This is a genomic window from Paenibacillus tengchongensis (assembly GCF_008973665.1).
GTDB classification, from domain to species: Bacteria; Bacillota; Bacilli; order Paenibacillales; family Paenibacillaceae; genus Paenibacillus_AQ; species Paenibacillus_AQ tengchongensis.
Window position 1 is genome coordinate 1 of record NZ_WACP01000019.1, and the last position, 17,900, is coordinate 17,900.

Here is a 17,900-nt window from a genome sequence, read left to right on the forward strand (position 1 = left end):
GGTTCCACGCGTACCCATCCCGAACACGACCGTTAAGCCCTCCAGCGCCGATGGTACTTGGACCGAAGGGTCCTGGGAGAGTAGGACGCCGCCAAGCACTGAAGACCACTGTTGATTAGTCAACAGTGGTTTTTTTGTTCATGAGTTTTTAAATAAGCAACTTGTCTGCGATGATCGACCTGCATCGCATCCACGATTTCCTCCAGCTTGCCGGTTGCTGATATCCGCATTCGTCCTGGGATCTATCACATTTTCTGATAAGCATTTTACGGAGAAGCCTATGGTAACAGAGCACGGATAAGCACTATGAGCCGGAGAATGCATTATAGATTGCAGCGCACGGAAATTAAAAAAGCAACTTGTCTACTGGCAAGTTGCTTTTTGTGTTTTAATGTCATCTAGTCTTTGTCGAGAGAGTCAGCTTCATCAAACGAGAAAGTTCTTCCGATTCCAAATTTCTACAATAATTACTTGAGTTGTTGTGATACTATATTACTAATTTATAAAAGAAAAAATGGAATGAATAAATTTTTTTAGGATGAAAGGTGTTTGACACAGGTTTATACTGCCTCGTCATTATGCCAATTATCATTATTTATCGGCTGATTATGAACTAATCCGGCATACTTTTGCTATCGGTGTTGAGGCTGTGAACACGGTACAAATGATCACAGCGGCACGGGAGTTAGGTCTTAAGTCCAAGAAAACAACCCCCCTCTTAAACGGCTGTACAAGCTGCCGTTGCCTGCCGTGCTTGCCACCCGCGACGGAACTTATCTGGTCCTCGCTAAAATTCAAGAAGAACAATTCTTAATACTTGATCCCTTAAAAGGTAAGGCCAGCTCGTTTCCAAAGAAGTATTAACTGAGCGATGGAGCGGTGAAATTATTTTCTTCTCTCCCAAAACCAGGTCAGGGCATCCCGAAAAGATCGGCATTGCCATTGGCTGCAGGCGTGACATAATGCAGGAAGGAACAGCTGGGCCAGCCAAAATGTGGTCCTTTCGGAATACAGGTACTCTCCGATAAAGGCGAGCTGTATACTTTGGAATTGGCTGGGGAAGGAAAACCAGAAGCAGAAAAATATGTAGGCACGGTCAATCAATCTTTGACAGGCCGTCTTCCTAAGGGCTCCAATCTGAATAGTCTATCTGAAGTATAAGGATGAGATAAAGCTGATCGGATCGCAATGGGTTCCGATTGCTTATCAAGAATAAATCATTCAAGCAAAAGAGGTGGGATTTGAAATCGCAAATAAGATTGGAATTGGGCTTATTGTCTTTGTTGTCTTGGCCGCTTTGGTAATGATTGCCCCGTTTCTTATTCTGGGAGGCAGCCAGCTTTTTCAAAAACTGACTTGGGGCAAGGAGGAAGAGGCCCGGCTGGCGGAGCGCTATCTGGCTGAGCAATACGGTGAATCGTTCAGTGTCATTCCGGGTTCTGTCTTTTATTACAGCTCTTTTGAGGAAACGACAATGAGAGCTTATCCTGACAGTGATCCCAGCATCACTTTTATCACGAATGTAGACCATGAAAAGATACGGATTTACAGCGATAATTACCTGCTTAACTTTTCCATGTCCAAACTCTTCAGAGAGGCTGGACTGGATAAAGAGTTTTACTACGAAGCGGATATAGAAAGGAACTTTCATGCTCCGTTACCCGAAATTGCAGCAGAGGAATGGAGTGCCGATCCAAGCGAGCAGCTCCAGTATTGGAGTGGTGAAGAGCTTCAGATTAACCTGTTCACCTATTGGAAGACAGAGGAGCCGGGAGGAGAGTTCAATCAATCTCTCATCGGCAAGATCGGGACGCTGATCGAACGAATGCATGAATATGAACTTAGGGGAAAAGTCACCCTCTTTTTTTCAAAAGCAGCAGGCAATAACGCACAGCATGAAGCCTATCTGCAAATGCTTGACCAAAGAAACAACACGGAGCTCAGGGATGAATCGCTGTATCAGCTCGAATCCACAGCCCCCTATAAATCCTGCCGGCTGCCACTGGACAATGTGAAGATCGCAGAAGAAATTCCTGATTACCTAAAGATCAATTGCAGTTCACTTTATGACTTGGCGTTGTAATCGTTGCATTTAATCTATCAAATATAGGAGGATGAACCATATGGATTTATGTTCACAAGCAGGCGACTCGTTTTGGAGGAGAACGGATTCCGTATGACTGCTTACAAAAATACGCTTACCGATGAACTGGTACTGCCTTCTCTTCTCCGGCAGACTCTTGTCCCTAGCTGCAGCACATTGCGGGCTTACTATTGCTCATTGGCATTCCGGCCCTGCCTATCAAACGGAGCAGTTTGTGGCCAAGGACGGAACCCGTATCCAAAACGCGCAAATCGAGCAATTGATTCAGGCTATGGCCACCTATACTTCGAGCACCGGTATAAGCTAGTCCCAAGCAGTCGAGGAGAAAAGGGCTGATGCTCTTCAAATTGTCGCGCAATACTGGACTATAGAAAAATAACAGCGAAGATGGGACTGCATCCCTGTGAACAACCGGAATGCAGTCCTGATAATATGGGCCATGCTCAACAGCTAATATAACAGAACAAAATTAAATAGCATTCCAGCCAAGTCATACATAACTCCTCACAAAACAGCGGCCGCATTCCGGGCCAACATAATTATGTCAGTTTAGTTTTGATGCAAACACAGCACAAAGACGGTTCTCCCGCACATCGCGGAAGAACCGTCTTTTTAAAATTACAGATACTCGCAGCTGAAGCTGGAGAATTCTGCTTCGGAGCCTTTCCCGGCAGTATACAGGCCGATCAGCACGCCCGTGAAGCCGCCGGCGACCTCGGACGAGAGGTAACGGGTCTGTGCCGTTCCGAGGAGTATCTCTCCCGCTTCCGACTGGAGGTAGAAGCTGTAACGTTCATTTGCGGACTTAATTACAAGTGTAGCTTCATTAACGTCCCCCAAATCCACGGTATGTTCAACGGATTTAATATCGCCGATGTTCAGCCGCTCAATCACCCTGTAGCCCTGCTCCGCTTTGGTGATAGCCAGATCGTAATGGTGGTTCTCATCCATATACAGGGTGATGCCTGCTTCACCAGTCTTAAGGCTGACCCGGCAGGAAATCACTGCATCGAAATCCCTCTGCCGGAGGCCGATAAAGGTCGGCGATGCCGGAGCGTCGAGTGTGACTTCGGTGCCCTTCAGCTTCAGGCTGTCTGCACCCAGCTCATAATGGTCGGCAGCGGGATGGCGGAGATAACACCAGTCCAGGTTCCAGTCCGTGTTCCCGAACGTATAGAGCTTCTTCTCCTGCTGAACGGCGCTGTCCGGAATCCGGTCGGTCTCAAAGCTCATCAGCGTAGTGCCGTTGTGCCCTGCCGTGAACCAGCCGTCCTCGCCGAAGGTTACCGGTGTCAGGAAGACCTCGCGGCCCAGGTGATGATAGGTCAGCCACCGTCCGGTCTGGCGGAAGCCGAGATGGAAGATCCACCAGTTGCCGGCCTCATCCTGAACGAGGTCGCCGTGGCCGACGCCCTGCAGCTCATAGCCGCCCAGGTTGCGGTTGGTCAGAACGGGGTTATGCGCATACGGCTCGAAGGGCCCCGTAACCGAGGTTGACCGCGCATAAGTTACCATGTGACCGTACTCGGTTCCTCCTTCCGCCGCCATTAAGTAATACAGGCCATTAATCTTGTACATATGGGGGCTTTCCAGATAACGTCCGCCTGAGCCTTGCCAGATTGAGCGGCTTGGGCTCAGCTTGCTGCCTGTGGCAATATCAATCTGGCATTGCACCACACCGCCGACGCCGAAATCATCCGTCCCGTTGCTCATAAAGAAGGTCTTCCCGTCTTCAAAATACAGATCCGGATCGATCCCTCCCTGGTCGACATAAACCGGTTCGGACCATTCGCCATAAATATCGTCGGTCCAGACATAGAAGTTCTGGCGGGTGGTATCATTGGTTGTCACCATGTAGAACCGCCCGTCGTTGTGCCGGATCGTTGGCGCGAATACCCCTCCGGAGCTGCCGACGGTGCGAAGCTGCACCTGGCTCTCGCGGGTCAGACAGTGGCCGATTTGCGTCCAGTTGAGCAGATCCTTGCTCTTGAACAGCGGCACGCCGGGAAAATATTGAAAAGAGCTGCACACCATAAAGTAGGTGCCGTTTACATTGATCACACTGGGGTCCGGATAAAAGCCCTTGACGACCGGGTTATTGTATTTCATATCATTCACCTCTTGATTAAATTCACATCTATAAGAATTCATTATGCTTGGACTCTAAGCAAATTAAACACCAATAGACTTTAACTTGCAATGGAACGGGATTGAATGTTTCAGCTAAATCAATTAAATTAATATAAATGTGATTTCAACTATGACGGGCAGGGGAATAAGAGGATGATCAGAGCGAACGGGGAACCGAAGTACATGCCGCTGTATGAAGCGCTGGCCAGCGAGGTCCGCTGGCGGATTATGGGCCTCCTGGCCGGCGGCGAAATGAATGTGAAGGATATTGCACAGCAGGTCGGGCTTAGTCCCTCCATTATTACTATGCATATCCGCAAGCTGGAGGAGGCCGGGCTGACCGGAAGCCGCAGAGCGCGGCTGCACGGAGGGACGCATAAGCTGTGCTTCCTTAAGCAGAAGACCATTGAAATTGAGCTGCCCTCCGCAGGCAGGTCCGCCAAGTTCAGCGAGCAGAGTATTCCGGTGGGACATTACACTGCGTTTGAGGTTCATCCCACCTGCGGGCTCGGTACGCATGAGAAGGAGATTGGCGTCTGGGACGATCCGCGCTATTTTCTGGACCCGGAACGGGTAAATGCGGGCATTCTGTGGTTTGGCTGGGGCTATGTGGAATATAAAATGCCCAACTATCTGCGGTCCGACCAGACGGCGGCTGCGCTGGAAATCTCGATGGAGATCGCTTCGGAAGCGCCTGGCCTCAAAGATGACTGGCCTTCGGATATCGGCTTCACCTTCAACGGCGTGTTTCTCGGTACTTGGACAAGCCCGGCGGATTTCGGACGGGCGGCGCGGGGCAAATATACCCCGGAATGGTGGCACCGCAATGTGAACCAGTACGGGCTGCTGAAGACGATTACTATCGACGCTTCAGGCACTTATATGGATGGGGAACGATTGTCGGAAGTGAGCACCGGCGACCTTAAGCTGCAGGAGCCGTTCTGGACCCTGCGCTTCTCCGTGGATGAGCAAGCCGCGAACGTCGGCGGATTAACGCTGTACGGAGCCGGATTCGGCAATCATGACCAGGATATTGTGGTCCGTGTGCAGCTTGGCGGTTAACTTGCAGTTTCACAGGTATATCGCTTCCCGGGCGGGTAATAAATAACAACGAACAAGGGAGGGATATCCATGAAACGGAAGGTGCTGCTGACCGGTGCAGCCGGTGTCATCGGAAATACCATTTACAGGGGTCTGAAGGAAGACGGAAAGTATGACATCGTCGGTACGGATATTGAAGCGGATAACGAACAGGGAATTGTACAGCTCGACATTGCGGATGAGCAGCGGCTGGCTGAATTGACCCAAGGCATTGACACGGTGCTGCATTTCGCCTGGATCAAGGATCATGATGATTTTCTGGGTAAGGTACTCGCAGGAAATGTAAGCGGCGCCTATAAGCTGATGGAAGCGGCGGTGCAGAATGGCGTGCGGCGGGTGATTTTTGCCAGCTCCAACCATGCTATGGGGTATTACAAGACGGATGAGACTCCGGGGCCGCTGGACCCTTACCGCCCGGACAGCTTCTACGGCCTCAGCAAATGTTATATTGAACTGCTGGGACGGCTGTACTCCGATCAGGGAAAAATCTCTTCCATTAATATCCGAATCGGCAATTTCCCCGGGGATGACCGCCCCCATTCCGAGCGTGCCGGGCATATCTGGATTTCGGAGCGCGACATGCTGCAGCTGGTAATCTGCTGTATTGAAGCGAATGAGCAGATGACCTACTTGAACCTGTACGGCACCTCCGCCAACAGCGACAATTACTATAACATCGATTATCTGGAGGAGCTTATTGGTTATAAGCCCCAGGATGACGCAACTGAGCTGCTGGAGCAGGCGAAGGCCGGGGGAGCAGACGTGCGCCAGGATGAGACGATATACCAGGGCGGACAGAAGGCATAGCTTCGGGATGGCCGCAGCTCCGCTCCCAGGGAAGGTCCGGGCCAGCATGACGCTGCCCGCGGGCTTTTCTGCGTACAGACATCGGGCGGTCGCTGCGGGCTCCCCCAGTTCCTCTAATTCATGGATTGGCCGCCGGCTCTTGCGGAAGCAATATAAGCGGCGTTCATTCGTATTCTGCGCATATAGGCGGAGAAGTGCAGTCATTATTGTGATATTTTAAACGATAGTTTGATCCAACCATGCTCATCAAAAAAAGGAGGATAACTATCGTGCCGGACTTGGAATTTGGCTGCGCGTTTGCGCCTGATCTCCAGTGTAAATATGATATGGCGAAGGGCTACGGCTACTCTGACTCAACCGTGCCCTCAAAAAATGAGGATTTAGAGGATTCCTGGCCGGGGGATTATTACATCCCCGCTGTCCCTTCGCTGCTGATTGATGTGCCTAAGGGAAATTACCGGGTGACGCTGACGCTGGGAGCTCCGGACCGTGAAGCGGTAACGACGGTGAAGGAGGGGCTGGGCCATTTGCGGCTGTACGAATGGAGAACCGGGGCCGGCGAGCGCGTAACGAAGACCTTCGATGTGCATGTGAATGACGGCCAGCTGAAGCTTGCTTTCGGCGGTGCGGCGCCTGCCGTGCATTATGTGGAGGTCAAGCGGATGGCAAGCATTGCTACCGTATTTCTGGCCGGAGATTCAACCGTCACCGACCAGCCGTCGGGACAATTCCCCTATACGGGCTGGGGCCAGATGCTCGGCGTGTTCCTGAACAGCGGGGTTGCCCTCGACAACCATGCCCGCAGCGGCCGCAGCAGCAAGAGCTTCATTAATGAGAACCGCCTGATCCGGATCGCCAAAAAATTGCGCAAGGGAGATTGCCTGCTCGTCCAGTTCGCCCATAACGACGAGAAGGATAATGAGGGCGGGACGCAGCCGTTCACCAGCTATCAGGCTTATCTGCAGAGATATATTGACCTTGCCCGGGAAAAAGAAGCGTACCCGGTGCTTATCGCTCCGATGCACCGGCGTTTCTTTGAGCAGGACGGGACGATCCGCAATACGCACGGCGACTATATTGAAGCTATGCGCCAGCTGGCTGAGCGGGAGAAGGTGCCGTTCGTTGACTTGGCTGCCTTAAGCAAAGCGTATTACGAAGAGCTAGGGGGGGAACGGACCAAAGAGGTGCTGCTGTGGGCGAAGCCCGGGCAATACCCGTGTCTGCCGGAGGGCGCCGAGGACAACACCCATTTCTCTGAAAGGGGAGCGGCCGAGATCGCCCGGCTGGTGGCCAAGGGGCTGATGGAGGCCCGGGTGGAGCCTCTTTGGCAGCATGTGCACACGGGTGAAGAAACGGGAGCTGCGAAAGCGTTCATTTAACGCATTGGAATGGAGGTTGGGACCAGACCAGATTCAATGGTTCGGCCTTCGCCATCGGCTCCGGTGCTGTAGCTACTGGTGGAGGATCAGCCAAATGTTACATAGGCTTGCGGCCGGATTATCCCTACAGTACACTTTCTTTAGGGTTATCTCATCATAAAGGAAGTGTGAAGATGAATCTCGAAACGGTTATGCAGGAGCTTGAGGCGCTCGGCAAGGAACGGACCAAGAAGATGTATATGTCAAACGGGGCGCACGAGCCGCTGTTCGGCGTGGCAACCGGGGCGATGAAGCCGATCTTCAAGCGGACCGGCATCAACCAGCCGCTTGCCGAGCAGCTTTATGCTACAGGGAACTACGATGCGATGTATTTCGCCGGCATTATTGCCGACCCCAACGGCATGACGGAAGCGGATTATGACCGCTGGATGGATGGTGCCTATTTCTATATGCTGTCTGACTTTGTCGTTGCCGTGACTCTGGCCGAAGCGGATATTGCCCAGCAGGTAGCCGACAAGTGGATCGCCAGCGGGGAAGAGCTGCGGATGTCGGCAGGCTGGAGCTGTTACTGCTGGCTGCTCGGCAGCCGGCCGGACCATGAGTTTGACCGGGACAAGCTTGCCGGCATGCTGGATCTTGTCAGGCAGAACATCCACACTTCGCCCGAGCGCACCCAATATTCGATGAATAATTTCTTATATTCTGTGGCGGTATCTTACGTGCCGCTTCACGATAAGGCGGCTGAAGCCGCCCGGGAAGCAGGACCGGTGGAGGTTGACCGGGGCAAGCTCAAGACCAAGCACATACATGCTTATGCCAATATCCAGAAGGCCATTGATAAAGGCCAGCTCGGATTTAAGCGCCGGCATGTCAGATGCTGACAGTGAAGCTTATCCGCCGGGGCTTTCCCTTGCTCACCACCATAAACAAAGCTGCAGTAGAACAAAAGTGCCGAGCGGCGACCCGCCATAATGGGGATCGCTGCCCGGCACTTTTTGCTGTACTTAGCATAGTTTGGCTATCAATGGTGCGAAAACTACTTTTGTGACAGTCCCCAAACAGCGGAGTGCCGTTATTCTTCCGGTTGTTCGAACCACAACAGATCCTTGCAATCGATCTCTCCGTTATAGTTGATCAGGATCTCTTCGCCTGCCTTGATATCAGTATAGGCATAGAAGTCGAAGGTATGGTTATCGAAGTTAATTTCATAGACGGCATTGGCATCGGAAGAGGAATGATTGAACAGGCTGCCATAGCCGAGCAGGATGGCCGTGTGGTTCGCGCCGTATTCAAAGGCATAATCGGCCAGAATCGTCTTTTCGATATGCTCATGGTCCTCATTCTCGTATGGAATAACGGGCGCTTCATGGATCAGCTCGCCCTTGACGATGTCCCGGGTCGCGAATACCCCGCGGTTGAATTCTCCCTTGCTGCGTTCAGAAATCATTACTTTAATCATTTGATGGTCACCGCTAGCCCTTTCCAAGTTCTGCGTTCGCATCATTGTAACCCGGCAGGCGGAAAAGGGCAAGCAGGTCAGCATTAAACCATTTCCTCATCGCCGTATAGAGAACGGGGGCAAATGGATTTAAGGGGGGCAATACCTTACAGACAGGGGTAATAAGGATGGTATATGTTGGAATCCGGGAACCGGCCGGAGAGCATAAGAGTAGCAAACTGCCAAAGGAGGCTGTAACAATGATTTTTATTGGCGGCGTAATTACAGCGTTATGCTTGCTGCTGCTGTTCATCTTCGCCTTGAGGGCAGAGGAGAAGCTTAAAGTGCTGTGTCTGGTGTCTGCATTCTTGTTCGCACTCAACGCCATCGTCTTATTGTACCGTTATCTGCCCACTATGCAGGAAGCTACAGAGGTTTCCTACTTGTATCTGTTCAGCTTAAATGCCGACCAGCTGATTCTATTCTTTAGAAGCTCGCTCCTGATCTCGCTGGTTTCATTTACAGTCTATGCTTATCAAGCTTATTATAAATGAGAGTAGAGAGCTCCATCTGGCAGGAAGGGATGTGGACGGATGGCCAAGTTTACGCGCGACAGCTACACCGCAGAACTGGCCGGAACGGAGACGGGACACCGGATCTGGTTCGTGCAGCTCCCGGCCGGAGAATTCACGCCCTTTGAGATCAAGGCTTATGATCGGGATGGCAGAATAATTGCACAGCAGACGGTTCAAGAGAAGGATGGCTATGGCTCGATTGTGCGAAAGTGATGCAGGGTGAAAAGCCCGGCTTGGCCGGCTGAAGGGACAAAGGCGCGATTACTCCGGCTGCACATACAGATGTAAGTGCAATGTATTGAATAAGCGTGCTCCTGTCCGCGCAGGCAGGCAAAACCGTGCCCTATTGATCAATAACTGCATCTGAGTTCGTTACTCGGAGTTACGGTGTAGATGTCCGAAAAGCGCCCGGCGGTCAGATCAGCACGTAAGTTGCCCGCAGAGGGCCATGGACGCCGACCACCAGCTGCATCTCAATATCGGCCGAGTTGGACGGGCCGGAGATCAGGTTGATACAAGAACCGATAGGTTCGCCTGTCATTACCCGGCGGTTCAAGTCCGCTGCGGCCTGTGTGGAGCGCGGCACGATTCGGGAACGTTCGATGACGGCGATGTAGTGCTCAGCCAGGAAATGGAAGGCCCGGCCCTGATCGGGACGGCTCTCCACGACGATGGTGCCTGACTCCGCCAAAGCGTAGTCGGCGAAGACGACGGCGGTACCCGCCGCAGCGGCGCGGCGGATGTTCTCATCGCGTCCGGCCGCCGCTTCCCAGAGAAGCGGGTCCGCAAACTTCAGACCGTACTGCGCGAAGCGCGGGTCGGCGGAGACCAGGACAGCTCCGCCGCCGTTCGCTGCGAGCAGATCATCCAGCGTCTGCTGCAAAATAACCGGGCTCGATTCAATGACCTGGGTATGAATGAAGAAGCACTGCTCCTTGAGGATGCCGACAAGCTCTTCAGTCGCCGGCGCATCCTTGCGCCCGGGCAGGAACAGCTTCGGCCGCTCCACGTGATGTATCCGTCCGCGCCCCAGCTTGGCGGCGATATGATCCAGAAAGGATTCCTGGTTGTTGTTCGAATTCAAGGATTGCTGCATGTTCACTTGCCGGCCCCTCCTTTACGATTCTCCATCCAGCTGCGGAAGCTGTCCTGCTGCCGCACGGGCTGCGGGAGATCTCTGGCGTTAATCCAGCCCTTAACGATTCCCGGACCGCGGACAATCCGGCCCCGGCTGCTGACCATGCGGCTGCCCGGGTTCGCCAGGCGCAGCACCTTGCCGAACAGGGAAGGGGAGGACAGCACCCGGGATGCCGCCTTCATCTGCAGCCGGTCGGCGGTGCCGGTCCGGCCCTGCTCCACGATCTTCTGGCGGTGGCGGATGAGCTGCTCATGCAGCGGAATCTTGACCGGGCAGACATCCGTGCAGGCAGCGCACAGGCTGGAGGCGTAAGGCAGCTCCTTGTAGTTGTCGTATCCGCCCAAGAGCGGCGTAATCACCGCACCGATCGGCCCCGGGTAGATCGACCCGTAGGAGTGGCCGCCGATGTGGCGGTAGACCGGGCAGACATTGAGGCAGGCTCCGCAGCGGATACACTGCAGGGCTTCGTTGAATTCGCTGCCGAGAATATCGGAGCGGCCGTTGTCCACCACGACCAGGTGGAACTCCTCGGGGCCGTCCGCTTCTCCCGGCGCAGAGGGGCCCATGACGGTGATGTAGCTGGTCAGCTTCTGTCCGACGGCGCTCCGGCAGAGCAGATTATCCAGCACCTCCATCTCCTCCAGGCTTGGCACGATGCGCTCCATCCCCATGACGGCGATATGCGTCTTCGGAATCGCGGCGGTCAGGTCACCGTTGCCCTCATTGGTGACCAGATTGATCGCCCCCAGATTGGCGACGGCAAAGTTGCAGCCGGTAATGCCGATGTCGGCCTCCAGGAATTTCTGCCGCAGCACCTCCCGCGCGAAGCGGGCCAGGTTCTCCGGCGTTTCGTCCCCCTGATAGCCCAGCCGCTCGGCAAAGACCCGGCGGATCTGCTTCCGGTCTTTGTGCAGCGCAGGCGCGACGATATGCGACGGCGCTTCCCAGTCATCCACCTGCAGAATGTACTCGCCAAGATCCGTCTCCGTCACCTCGCAGCCCATCGCCAGCAGCACATGATTCAGCTCGATCTCTTCTGTGACCATTGATTTAGATTTCACAATCCGCTTGGCGCTCTTCTGCTCCACAATGCGGCCGATATAGGCACTCGCTTCCTCCTTGGTCCGGGCAAAATAAATATGCCCTCCGCGCCGCTCAATATTTGCGGCCAGCTCCTGCAGGTAATAATCGAGATGCTTTAAGGTATGCTGGCGGATCTGCTGGCCTGCCTTCCGCCACTCTTCCCATTCTCCCAGCGCGGTGGCCGCCGTCAGGCGCCGCGTCTTCAAGCTGTCCTGGGCCGAGCTGACTGCGCTGCGCATAAACGGGTTGTCGATGCCCTCGGCGGTCCGCTCGCTGAATTTGCGGTTATCCGTTTGCAGGCTCATAGGCTTCTCCCTCCCTGTGCCGCAGCCGGCACGCAGTTCAGCACCTCGGCGATATGCATCACGCGGATGGACCGGCCATTCCGGGAGAGGCGGCCGCCGATGTTCATCAAGCAGCCCATATCGGCGCTGATCAGAATATCTGCGCCGGTCTCGGCCACGCAGGCGCATTTCTCATCGACCATCTGCGCGGATATCTCCGGCATCTTCACCGAGAAGGTGCCGCCGAATCCGCAGCAGTTGTCGCTGTTCTTCAGCGGCTCTAGCCTCAGGCCTTCCACCTGCTCCAGCAGCTGGAAGGGCGTTTCCTTCTCCCCTAGCAGCCGGGTCATATGGCAGGAGCGGTGATAGGTCGCTACGCCCTCCAGATGGGCGCCGACATCGGTAACGCCGAGCACATGCACGATGAACTGCGTGAGCTCATACGATTTATTTTTCAGCGAAATCGCTTTCAATTCCCATTGCGGATCACCCTGGAACACCTCGGGGTATTCATGAAACATGGCGATACAGGAACCCGAAGGACCGACTACATAATCGGAATGCTCGAACGCGAGCATCATATTCTTCATCGCAAGCTTGGAGTCCTCCAGATAGCCGCTGTTATAAGTGGGCTGCCCGCAGCAGACCTGCGAGGCCGGAAAATCGATGTCACAGCCCAGCCTTTCCAGCACTTCTACCATTGCTTTGCCTACATTCGGGAACATCAGGTCAACCAGACATGTCGAGAAAATGCTGACTTTCATCGGAATCCCTCCACCTTGGCATTTGCACCTCTGCAACTCTAGCTTAACTCAAATAGTCAATATAAAACAACACAAAAAAAGCCGGTAAATGTGAATATTGTTGACAAAAAAGATTGATAACGTTTACAATTAAATGGGAAACGAACAATCGAACTTGGAGGGGAAGCGACAGTGGAACAGCATCTGATGTACATTAACGGCCAATTTACGGAGTCAGAGAACAAGGAATGGATGGACGTAACGAATCCGGCAACGGATGAAGTGATTTCACAGGTTCCCAAAGCCACCAGAAACGATGTGATCCGGGCCATTGATGCGGCGGAAGCGGCGCAGGCAGCCTGGGAAGAAACGCCGGCGGTGGAGCGCGGCAAATATCTGCATGCGATTGCTGATGGCATCCGCGCCGAGAGTGACGCCATTGCCCGGCTGATTTCCGAGGAAGTGGGCAAGACGCTGGAGCTGTCTACCGTTGAAGTTAATTTTACTGCAGATTATATGGACTATATGGCAGAATGGGCGCGCCGCTATGAGGGCGAGATTGTTCAAAGTGACCGGGATAATGAGAATATTTTTGTATTTAAGCGTGCGATCGGCGTAACGACCGGCATTCTGCCGTGGAACTTTCCGTTCTTCCTGATCGCCCGCAAGATGGCGCCGGCCCTCATCACCGGCAATACCATTGTCGTGAAGCCAAGCGTGGAATCGCCGAACAACGCCATTGCTTTTACCAAGATCCTCGATAAGGCCGGCCTTCCTCCCGGCGTATTCAATCTGGTAACCGGCAGAGGCGGTGAGGTCGGCAACGAGCTGGCCAGCAATCCGAAAGTGGGTATGGTCAGCCTTACCGGCAGCGTGCCTGCCGGACAGAAGGTGATGGAGGCCGCAGCGGAGAACATCATTAAGGTCAGTCTGGAGCTCGGCGGCAAGGCGCCGGCGATTGTCATGGACGATGCCGACCTCGATCTCGCTGTCAAAGCGATTGTCGATTCGCGCGTCATCAATACAGGTCAGGTATGTAACTGTGCAGAACGCGTATACGTGCACGAGAACATCAAGGATGAGTTCACTAAACGTCTGGTCGAGGCGATGCAGGCGGTTAAATACGGCGATCCGCTGAAGGAAACGGATATCCAGATGGGGCCGCTGATCAACAAGGCCGCGCAGGAATCGGTGCAGCAGAAGGTGGACCGTGCCATTCAGGAAGGAGCGAAGCTCGCTTGCGGCGGCAAGAAGGTTGATGGTGTAGGCGCCTTCTTCGAGCCGACCGTACTGACGGGTGCCACCAATGAGATGGAGATCGTGCAGGAGGAAATTTTCGGTCCCGTGATTCCGGTCATTTCCTTCAAGACGCTGGATGAGGCGATTGCTCTGGCCAACGACAGTGAGTTCGGGCTGACCTCGTCGCTCTATACGCAGAACCTGAACGTGGCGATGAAGGTCATCAAACGCCTGAAATACGGTGAAACGTACATCAACCGCGAGAACTTCGAGGCGATGCAGGGCTTCCACGCCGGCTGGCGCAAATCGGGGATCGGCGGAGCCGACGGCAAGCATGGCTTGAACGAATATCTGCAGACCCAGGTGGTCTACCTGCAATATGACAAGTCGGTGAACTAAGGATATGCTGCGCTAAGGCGATAAGAGAACTGATACTAATTATAGTTTAAAAAGAGGGGGCCTCCCGTCAGCCGTGAAACCGGCTGCTTGGGAAGGTCCCCTTGTTTAGTGCGGCTCAGGGCCACGCCTGCCCGGGCATGACACCTTGGTAGCCCGGTGTCTCAAACTCCGCGCTCCGCACCTCGGTACGCCACGCCATACGATCTGCCTTTCTATTTGAGATGAGATTAAGCACAACCCTCATGGGACTGCATCCCGCGTTTCTGATCAATCCGTCCGGATTCGTATCGGCACTGCGGATCGAGCGGACCTGCCGGCTGCTTGGCGAGACGCGGCTGTCCCTGGATAGAGTCGCGGAGCAGTGCGGATATGAGAACGGTTTTTACCTCAGTTAGGTGTTCCGCCGGAAGAAAGGAATGAATCCGTCCCAGTACCGGAAGCTGCATCAGGTGTAGCCTATCCAGGCGGCTGAATCTGCCCCTTGCCTGAGGCGGCCGATAGGTTTTGCGCCAAACGGGTAATATATTATATGTGTTTGGAGCACCTAACCATAATCCGGAAAGAAAAGAGGCGACTAGCATGACTGCAACGAACCAAAGTCACAAGGAAGCTGTGGAAACCGTCAGAGACCTGATCAAAGGGATCGATACGGCGATGTTTACGACGATTTCTCCCGAAGGGCTGGTCTCCCGTCCGATGAAGACTCAAGAGGTGGAATTCGACGGGGATTTGTGGTTCCTGACCAAGAAGGATACCAGCAAGTTTGATGAAATTCTTCATGATCCCCGGGTGAACGTGGTTTACGCCGATAAATCCTATGTTTCAATACGCGGCGTGGCCAGAATTGTGAATGACGTGGCAAAGAAGAAGGAATTCTGGAATGCAGGCTATGAGGCTTTCCTGAAGACCAGCTATGATGATCCGAATGTGATTCTGATCCAGGTGCATGCCGAATCGGCGGAATACTGGAAGAGCGGCAATCTGGCCGAGAAGGCGACCTACATGTTCAAGCGGCTGACCAATCAGGATACAGAGCAGTCGGATATGAATCAGACCATCAAGCTGTAATGGATAAACGGGGAACGTGAAAATAGCAGCCTGCCGGGGAGCCTGCCGAGCCTGTCCCGGCAGGCTTTTGGTACGTACATACAAAGCCATAGATGCAGCAGGCTGCCGGAACTTGTATCCAGCGGCCTGCATGGTTCAGGAACCAGCGCCCTTACAGCTTGTGCAGCCTCAGGATATCGGCAGAGCATTCGACAATGTCAACCGAATGGGGGGCAGAGCCCGGCGCTTGACCCGCTGGTTGATAAGTATACTGAATCCGGCATTCGCCACCCTGCTGCTGCCATTCACCGGCGACCGGCTCCAGTCCCCCGCTGCGCCCAGGAATCGTTCTGATAAAAGTGCCGTCCGGTTTAATCTCCAGCTGTTCCCGTGCGCCGGCAGCAGCTAAGGAATAACCTGCTGGGCGGAAGACTGTCACTCTTCCGTTGTCCTCTTCGAACGAATGCTGCCATGCGCCGAACACTTCCTGCGGCAATGTTTCCATAGTTATCACTTCCTCTAATGTTAATCTTGTATGGCAACCTACAGCGTTTGTTTTTGAAGCATTCAGGCAATCCTATTTATCCCTCTCTTTGGTGAAAATATTCACTTTTATGATCCTAAACCGGCGATCCCCTATACAAAAAAATGCAGCCTGATTTCTTGATTAAAGAAATCAGGCTGCATTTAAGATCAGTATTCTTCTATTTAATAAACATAGTAATTTCCGTAGATTGTATTCGACGAATGAGTGATGATAGCCAGTGCGTAAAGCTGATTCGTAAGCACGCTGAATGTCAGCTGACTGTTGGTATCTTTAAATTCGCCTGTAATCGTATGAGAATCTGTCCACTTGTCATTTTGGTCCAGGAGGACATATTCGACAGTGGGTTTACTTCACCTGGAACAGTGAATCCCCCTCGTACTCCATATATTATAATTAATACATAAAAGGCGTTTCGTGTAACATATATTCTGTCATATTCCGTTGGTGGTCTTAATTGACAGTTAGTGCAGGAACGATGATCCGTTTACTGATCCGCCACGACCTCCCGGGCACCCAGCGCCTGCACAGGCCGGTTGTCATGCGGGAAAATGGCGGCGAACCTGCCGATCTGCTCCGCAGACCACTGTACCGGCTGTTCAAGCACGACCCACTGAACTCCTTCGGTGCAAGGCGGAGTCGTCAGTGAACCCTGATAACGGAAGGAATGGAGATCGGCAGGCAGCAGCTTGGCCAAATCAAAGGTGCCATCTACGGTAACCTCATCCTCGCTTTCCTCCGCCGGAAGCAAAGACCACAGTTTATTCAGTTCCGCATGCTCTTCTCCCTCGCTAATCATCACCCCCAGCACAGCCAGGGCACCATCTTCACTTTTATGCACGAAGTGCAGCTCCATCGCGGCATGCTTGCCGTCCACCTCATGCTCGCTGGGCAGGTGGAAATGAAATTGCTGCAGCGTATAGGTCTTTCCTTCCAGGTTCAACCGGTTATCCTGATTCTGCAGGTTAACCTGGATCGTATGGCCATTGTTGATCATGGAGACCTGCGAGGGTCTGTATTCTGGCTGAATCGGAGCCAGATTTGCGGCTTCCTTGATACTGGCAGGCACGATATTGACCGGCGATTGCGCTTGGCCGGTACTGCAGGCGGTGTACAATTCGTCCAGCTCGGCCCAATGCTCCGGGGATGTGTCGCCGTCGTAGGACCAGTGGACCTGATGGGCACCCGCAGCCGCTGCGGGCCTTGGCGCTTCTGCGTTGTCTTCAGGAGGGGTGTTATTGCCGCAGCCCGCAGCTGCCGCGAGGCACAGTACAGGCACAAGAAGCCGCAAGCCTCTTTTGATGCTGTTCATAGCGTAGCCTTCTTTCTCAGGGAGTGAATGGAAACTTTAATTAGTTTATTGTAATAAATGGGATTAGTGATTTAAGTGAAAAAAGTCATATTTATATGCATAAATAAACTATTTAAGCAAGAAAAGTATAATTAACACCAATAAATGTTTATTTTTTACAAAGGAGAAATTAATCTAAAAATAAATATATATGGATATTATTGACAAAAAAGTATCAAGAAAGTAAGATGAGTGCAACCCACATACTTACACATCGATTTTCTTTATAGCTCTATAAGGAAAGGAGGTGACAGTTATGACGGCAGTTGCTGCAGTGCAGACAGAGGTCTTGTTTTCCGGTTTGCTTGAGCGCATGGAAGATATCGATTTTGTTAAACAATTTGCAGGAAATCCGGATGCGGCTTTGAAGGAAGCCGGCCTGGGTATCAGTCTGGCCGATTTCACCAAGCAATTGGGCGCGAATCCGCAATTATTCGCAACGATTGTTGATAAACTCTCCAGTAATGTGGAATTCATCAACAAATCAAACATTGCCATGAGTTCATGCGACCAACCGATGTAATAATTATACTTACTG

At 53.0% G+C, this 17,900-nt stretch carries 18 protein-coding genes and 1 rRNA gene; 12 read left to right on the plus strand and 7 right to left on the minus strand.

Features of this window, described 5'->3' with window-relative positions; genetic code table 11:
• Positions 1-97 (plus strand): 5S ribosomal RNA (rrf, locus tag F1381_RS24990); the annotation flags it as partial.
• Between the two features lie 1,137 nt (positions 98-1,234).
• Positions 1,235-2,083 carry a hypothetical protein gene (locus F1381_RS24995; RefSeq protein ID WP_151737553.1) on the plus strand — a complete coding sequence of 283 codons (849 nt, stop codon included), beginning with the start codon at positions 1,235-1,237 and terminating at the stop codon, positions 2,081-2,083.
• A gap of 639 nt (positions 2,084-2,722) precedes the next feature.
• Here the strand turns inward: F1381_RS24995 and F1381_RS25000 are convergent.
• Positions 2,723-4,213 carry a glycoside hydrolase family 43 protein gene (locus F1381_RS25000; protein WP_151737554.1) on the minus strand — a complete coding sequence of 497 codons (1,491 nt, stop codon included), beginning with the start codon at positions 4,211-4,213 and terminating at the stop codon, positions 2,723-2,725.
• Between the two features lie 174 nt (positions 4,214-4,387).
• Here F1381_RS25000 and F1381_RS25005 point away from each other — a divergent pair, with 174 nt between their 5' ends.
• From F1381_RS25005 to F1381_RS25020, 4 genes are all read left to right on the plus strand, one after another.
• Positions 4,388-5,296 (plus strand): ArsR/SmtB family transcription factor, encoded by a 909-nt coding sequence (locus tag F1381_RS25005; protein WP_151737555.1) that lies wholly within the window; start codon positions 4,388-4,390, stop codon positions 5,294-5,296.
• Positions 5,297-5,365: 69 nt separating this feature from the next.
• Positions 5,366-6,142, plus strand: coding sequence for an NAD-dependent epimerase/dehydratase family protein (locus F1381_RS25010; protein ID WP_151737556.1), 777 nt, complete (start codon positions 5,366-5,368; stop codon positions 6,140-6,142).
• Between the two features lie 269 nt (positions 6,143-6,411).
• Positions 6,412-7,521 (plus strand): rhamnogalacturonan acetylesterase, encoded by a 1,110-nt coding sequence (locus F1381_RS25015; protein WP_187355559.1) that lies wholly within the window; start codon positions 6,412-6,414, stop codon positions 7,519-7,521.
• 173 nt (positions 7,522-7,694) lie between these two features.
• Positions 7,695-8,402, plus strand: a complete 708-nt coding sequence (locus tag F1381_RS25020) for a DNA alkylation repair protein (protein ID WP_151737558.1) — start codon at positions 7,695-7,697, stop codon at positions 8,400-8,402.
• A gap of 191 nt (positions 8,403-8,593) precedes the next feature.
• On the opposite strand, the gene F1381_RS25025 is transcribed toward F1381_RS25020, so the two are convergent.
• Entirely contained in the window at positions 8,594-8,980 is a 387-nt protein-coding gene (locus tag F1381_RS25025; RefSeq protein WP_151737559.1) for an SET domain-containing protein, read from the minus strand.
• Positions 8,981-9,219: 239 nt separating this feature from the next.
• Between F1381_RS25025 and F1381_RS25030 the strand changes: the two genes are divergently transcribed.
• Together F1381_RS25030 and F1381_RS25035 are read left to right on the plus strand one after the other, a co-directional pair.
• The gene (locus tag F1381_RS25030; protein WP_151737560.1) at positions 9,220-9,513 is read left to right on the plus strand and encodes a hypothetical protein; all 294 of its coding nucleotides are present in this window, start codon (positions 9,220-9,222) and stop codon (positions 9,511-9,513) included.
• A 39-nt stretch (positions 9,514-9,552) separates the two neighbouring features.
• The gene (locus tag F1381_RS25035; protein WP_151737561.1) at positions 9,553-9,747 is read left to right on the plus strand and encodes a hypothetical protein; all 195 of its coding nucleotides are present in this window, start codon (positions 9,553-9,555) and stop codon (positions 9,745-9,747) included.
• 202 nt (positions 9,748-9,949) lie between these two features.
• On the opposite strand, the gene F1381_RS25040 is transcribed toward F1381_RS25035, so the two are convergent.
• Genes F1381_RS25040 through F1381_RS25050 form a run of 3 tightly spaced genes read right to left on the minus strand, consistent with a single transcriptional unit; the run spans position 9,950 to position 12,803 of the window.
• On the minus strand, positions 9,950-10,630 hold the full coding sequence (locus F1381_RS25040; RefSeq protein WP_151737653.1) for a LutC/YkgG family protein: 681 nt from the start codon (positions 10,628-10,630) through the stop codon (positions 9,950-9,952).
• A 2-nt stretch (positions 10,631-10,632) separates the two neighbouring features.
• Positions 10,633-12,060: a LutB/LldF family L-lactate oxidation iron-sulfur protein gene (locus F1381_RS25045; protein WP_151737562.1), complete on the minus strand. Its 1,428-nt coding sequence runs from the start codon at positions 12,058-12,060 to the stop codon at positions 10,633-10,635.
• Entirely contained in the window at positions 12,057-12,803 is a 747-nt protein-coding gene (locus F1381_RS25050; protein WP_151737563.1) for a (Fe-S)-binding protein, read from the minus strand. Before F1381_RS25050 ends, F1381_RS25045 begins: the two co-directional genes overlap by 4 nt.
• A 171-nt stretch (positions 12,804-12,974) precedes the next feature.
• Between F1381_RS25050 and aldA the strand changes: the two genes are divergently transcribed.
• The 3 genes from aldA (at position 12,975) to F1381_RS25060 (ending at position 15,488) form a co-directional block, all read left to right on the plus strand.
• Positions 12,975-14,420 carry an aldehyde dehydrogenase gene (aldA, locus tag F1381_RS25055; protein WP_281349963.1) on the plus strand — a complete coding sequence of 482 codons (1,446 nt, stop codon included), beginning with the start codon at positions 12,975-12,977 and terminating at the stop codon, positions 14,418-14,420.
• Positions 14,421-14,641: 221 nt separating this feature from the next.
• Positions 14,642-14,815 (plus strand): helix-turn-helix transcriptional regulator, encoded by a 174-nt coding sequence (locus tag F1381_RS28490; RefSeq protein ID WP_187355560.1) that lies wholly within the window; start codon positions 14,642-14,644, stop codon positions 14,813-14,815.
• A 184-nt stretch (positions 14,816-14,999) separates the two neighbouring features.
• Positions 15,000-15,488: a pyridoxamine 5'-phosphate oxidase family protein gene (locus tag F1381_RS25060; protein ID WP_151737564.1), complete on the plus strand. Its 489-nt coding sequence runs from the start codon at positions 15,000-15,002 to the stop codon at positions 15,486-15,488.
• 151 nt (positions 15,489-15,639) lie between these two features.
• On the opposite strand, the gene F1381_RS25065 is transcribed toward F1381_RS25060, so the two are convergent.
• Positions 15,640-15,972, minus strand: coding sequence for a hypothetical protein (locus F1381_RS25065; RefSeq protein ID WP_151737565.1), 333 nt, complete (start codon positions 15,970-15,972; stop codon positions 15,640-15,642).
• A gap of 526 nt (positions 15,973-16,498) precedes the next feature.
• Positions 16,499-17,323, minus strand: coding sequence for a carbonic anhydrase (locus F1381_RS25070; protein ID WP_151737566.1), 825 nt, complete (start codon positions 17,321-17,323; stop codon positions 16,499-16,501).
• 295 nt (positions 17,324-17,618) lie between these two features.
• Here F1381_RS25070 and F1381_RS25075 point away from each other — a divergent pair, with 295 nt between their 5' ends.
• A complete protein-coding gene (locus F1381_RS25075; protein ID WP_151737567.1) occupies positions 17,619-17,885 on the plus strand; it encodes a hypothetical protein in 267 nt (88 codons plus the stop codon).
• Positions 17,886-17,900 lie beyond the last annotated feature (15 nt).

What these genes read in the sequence shown, in the direction of transcription:
- F1381_RS25030 (WP_151737560.1), top strand. Translation starts at nt 9,220, where the DNA reads ATGATTTTTATTGGCGGCGTAATTACAGCGTTATGCTTGCTGCTGCTG.
- F1381_RS25060 (WP_151737564.1), top strand. Translation starts at nt 15,000, where the DNA reads ATGACTGCAACGAACCAAAGTCACAAGGAAGCTGTGGAAACCGTCAGA.
- F1381_RS25070 (WP_151737566.1), bottom strand. Translation starts at nt 17,323, where the DNA reads ATGAACAGCATCAAAAGAGGCTTGCGGCTTCTTGTGCCTGTACTGTGC.
- F1381_RS25025 (WP_151737559.1), bottom strand. Translation starts at nt 8,980, where the DNA reads ATGATTAAAGTAATGATTTCTGAACGCAGCAAGGGAGAATTCAACCGC.
- F1381_RS25075 (WP_151737567.1), top strand. Translation starts at nt 17,619, where the DNA reads ATGACGGCAGTTGCTGCAGTGCAGACAGAGGTCTTGTTTTCCGGTTTG.
- F1381_RS25005 (WP_151737555.1), top strand. Translation starts at nt 4,388, where the DNA reads ATGATCAGAGCGAACGGGGAACCGAAGTACATGCCGCTGTATGAAGCG.
- F1381_RS25065 (WP_151737565.1), bottom strand. Translation starts at nt 15,972, where the DNA reads ATGGAAACATTGCCGCAGGAAGTGTTCGGCGCATGGCAGCATTCGTTC.
- F1381_RS25010 (WP_151737556.1), top strand. Translation starts at nt 5,366, where the DNA reads ATGAAACGGAAGGTGCTGCTGACCGGTGCAGCCGGTGTCATCGGAAAT.
- F1381_RS25050 (WP_151737563.1), bottom strand. Translation starts at nt 12,803, where the DNA reads ATGAAAGTCAGCATTTTCTCGACATGTCTGGTTGACCTGATGTTCCCG.
- F1381_RS25040 (WP_151737653.1), bottom strand. Translation starts at nt 10,630, where the DNA reads ATGCAGCAATCCTTGAATTCGAACAACAACCAGGAATCCTTTCTGGAT.
- F1381_RS25035 (WP_151737561.1), top strand. Translation starts at nt 9,553, where the DNA reads ATGGCCAAGTTTACGCGCGACAGCTACACCGCAGAACTGGCCGGAACG.
- F1381_RS25045 (WP_151737562.1), bottom strand. Translation starts at nt 12,060, where the DNA reads ATGAGCCTGCAAACGGATAACCGCAAATTCAGCGAGCGGACCGCCGAG.
- F1381_RS25020 (WP_151737558.1), top strand. Translation starts at nt 7,695, where the DNA reads ATGAATCTCGAAACGGTTATGCAGGAGCTTGAGGCGCTCGGCAAGGAA.
- F1381_RS25000 (WP_151737554.1), bottom strand. Translation starts at nt 4,213, where the DNA reads ATGAAATACAATAACCCGGTCGTCAAGGGCTTTTATCCGGACCCCAGT.
- F1381_RS28490 (WP_187355560.1), top strand. Translation starts at nt 14,642, where the DNA reads ATGAGATTAAGCACAACCCTCATGGGACTGCATCCCGCGTTTCTGATC.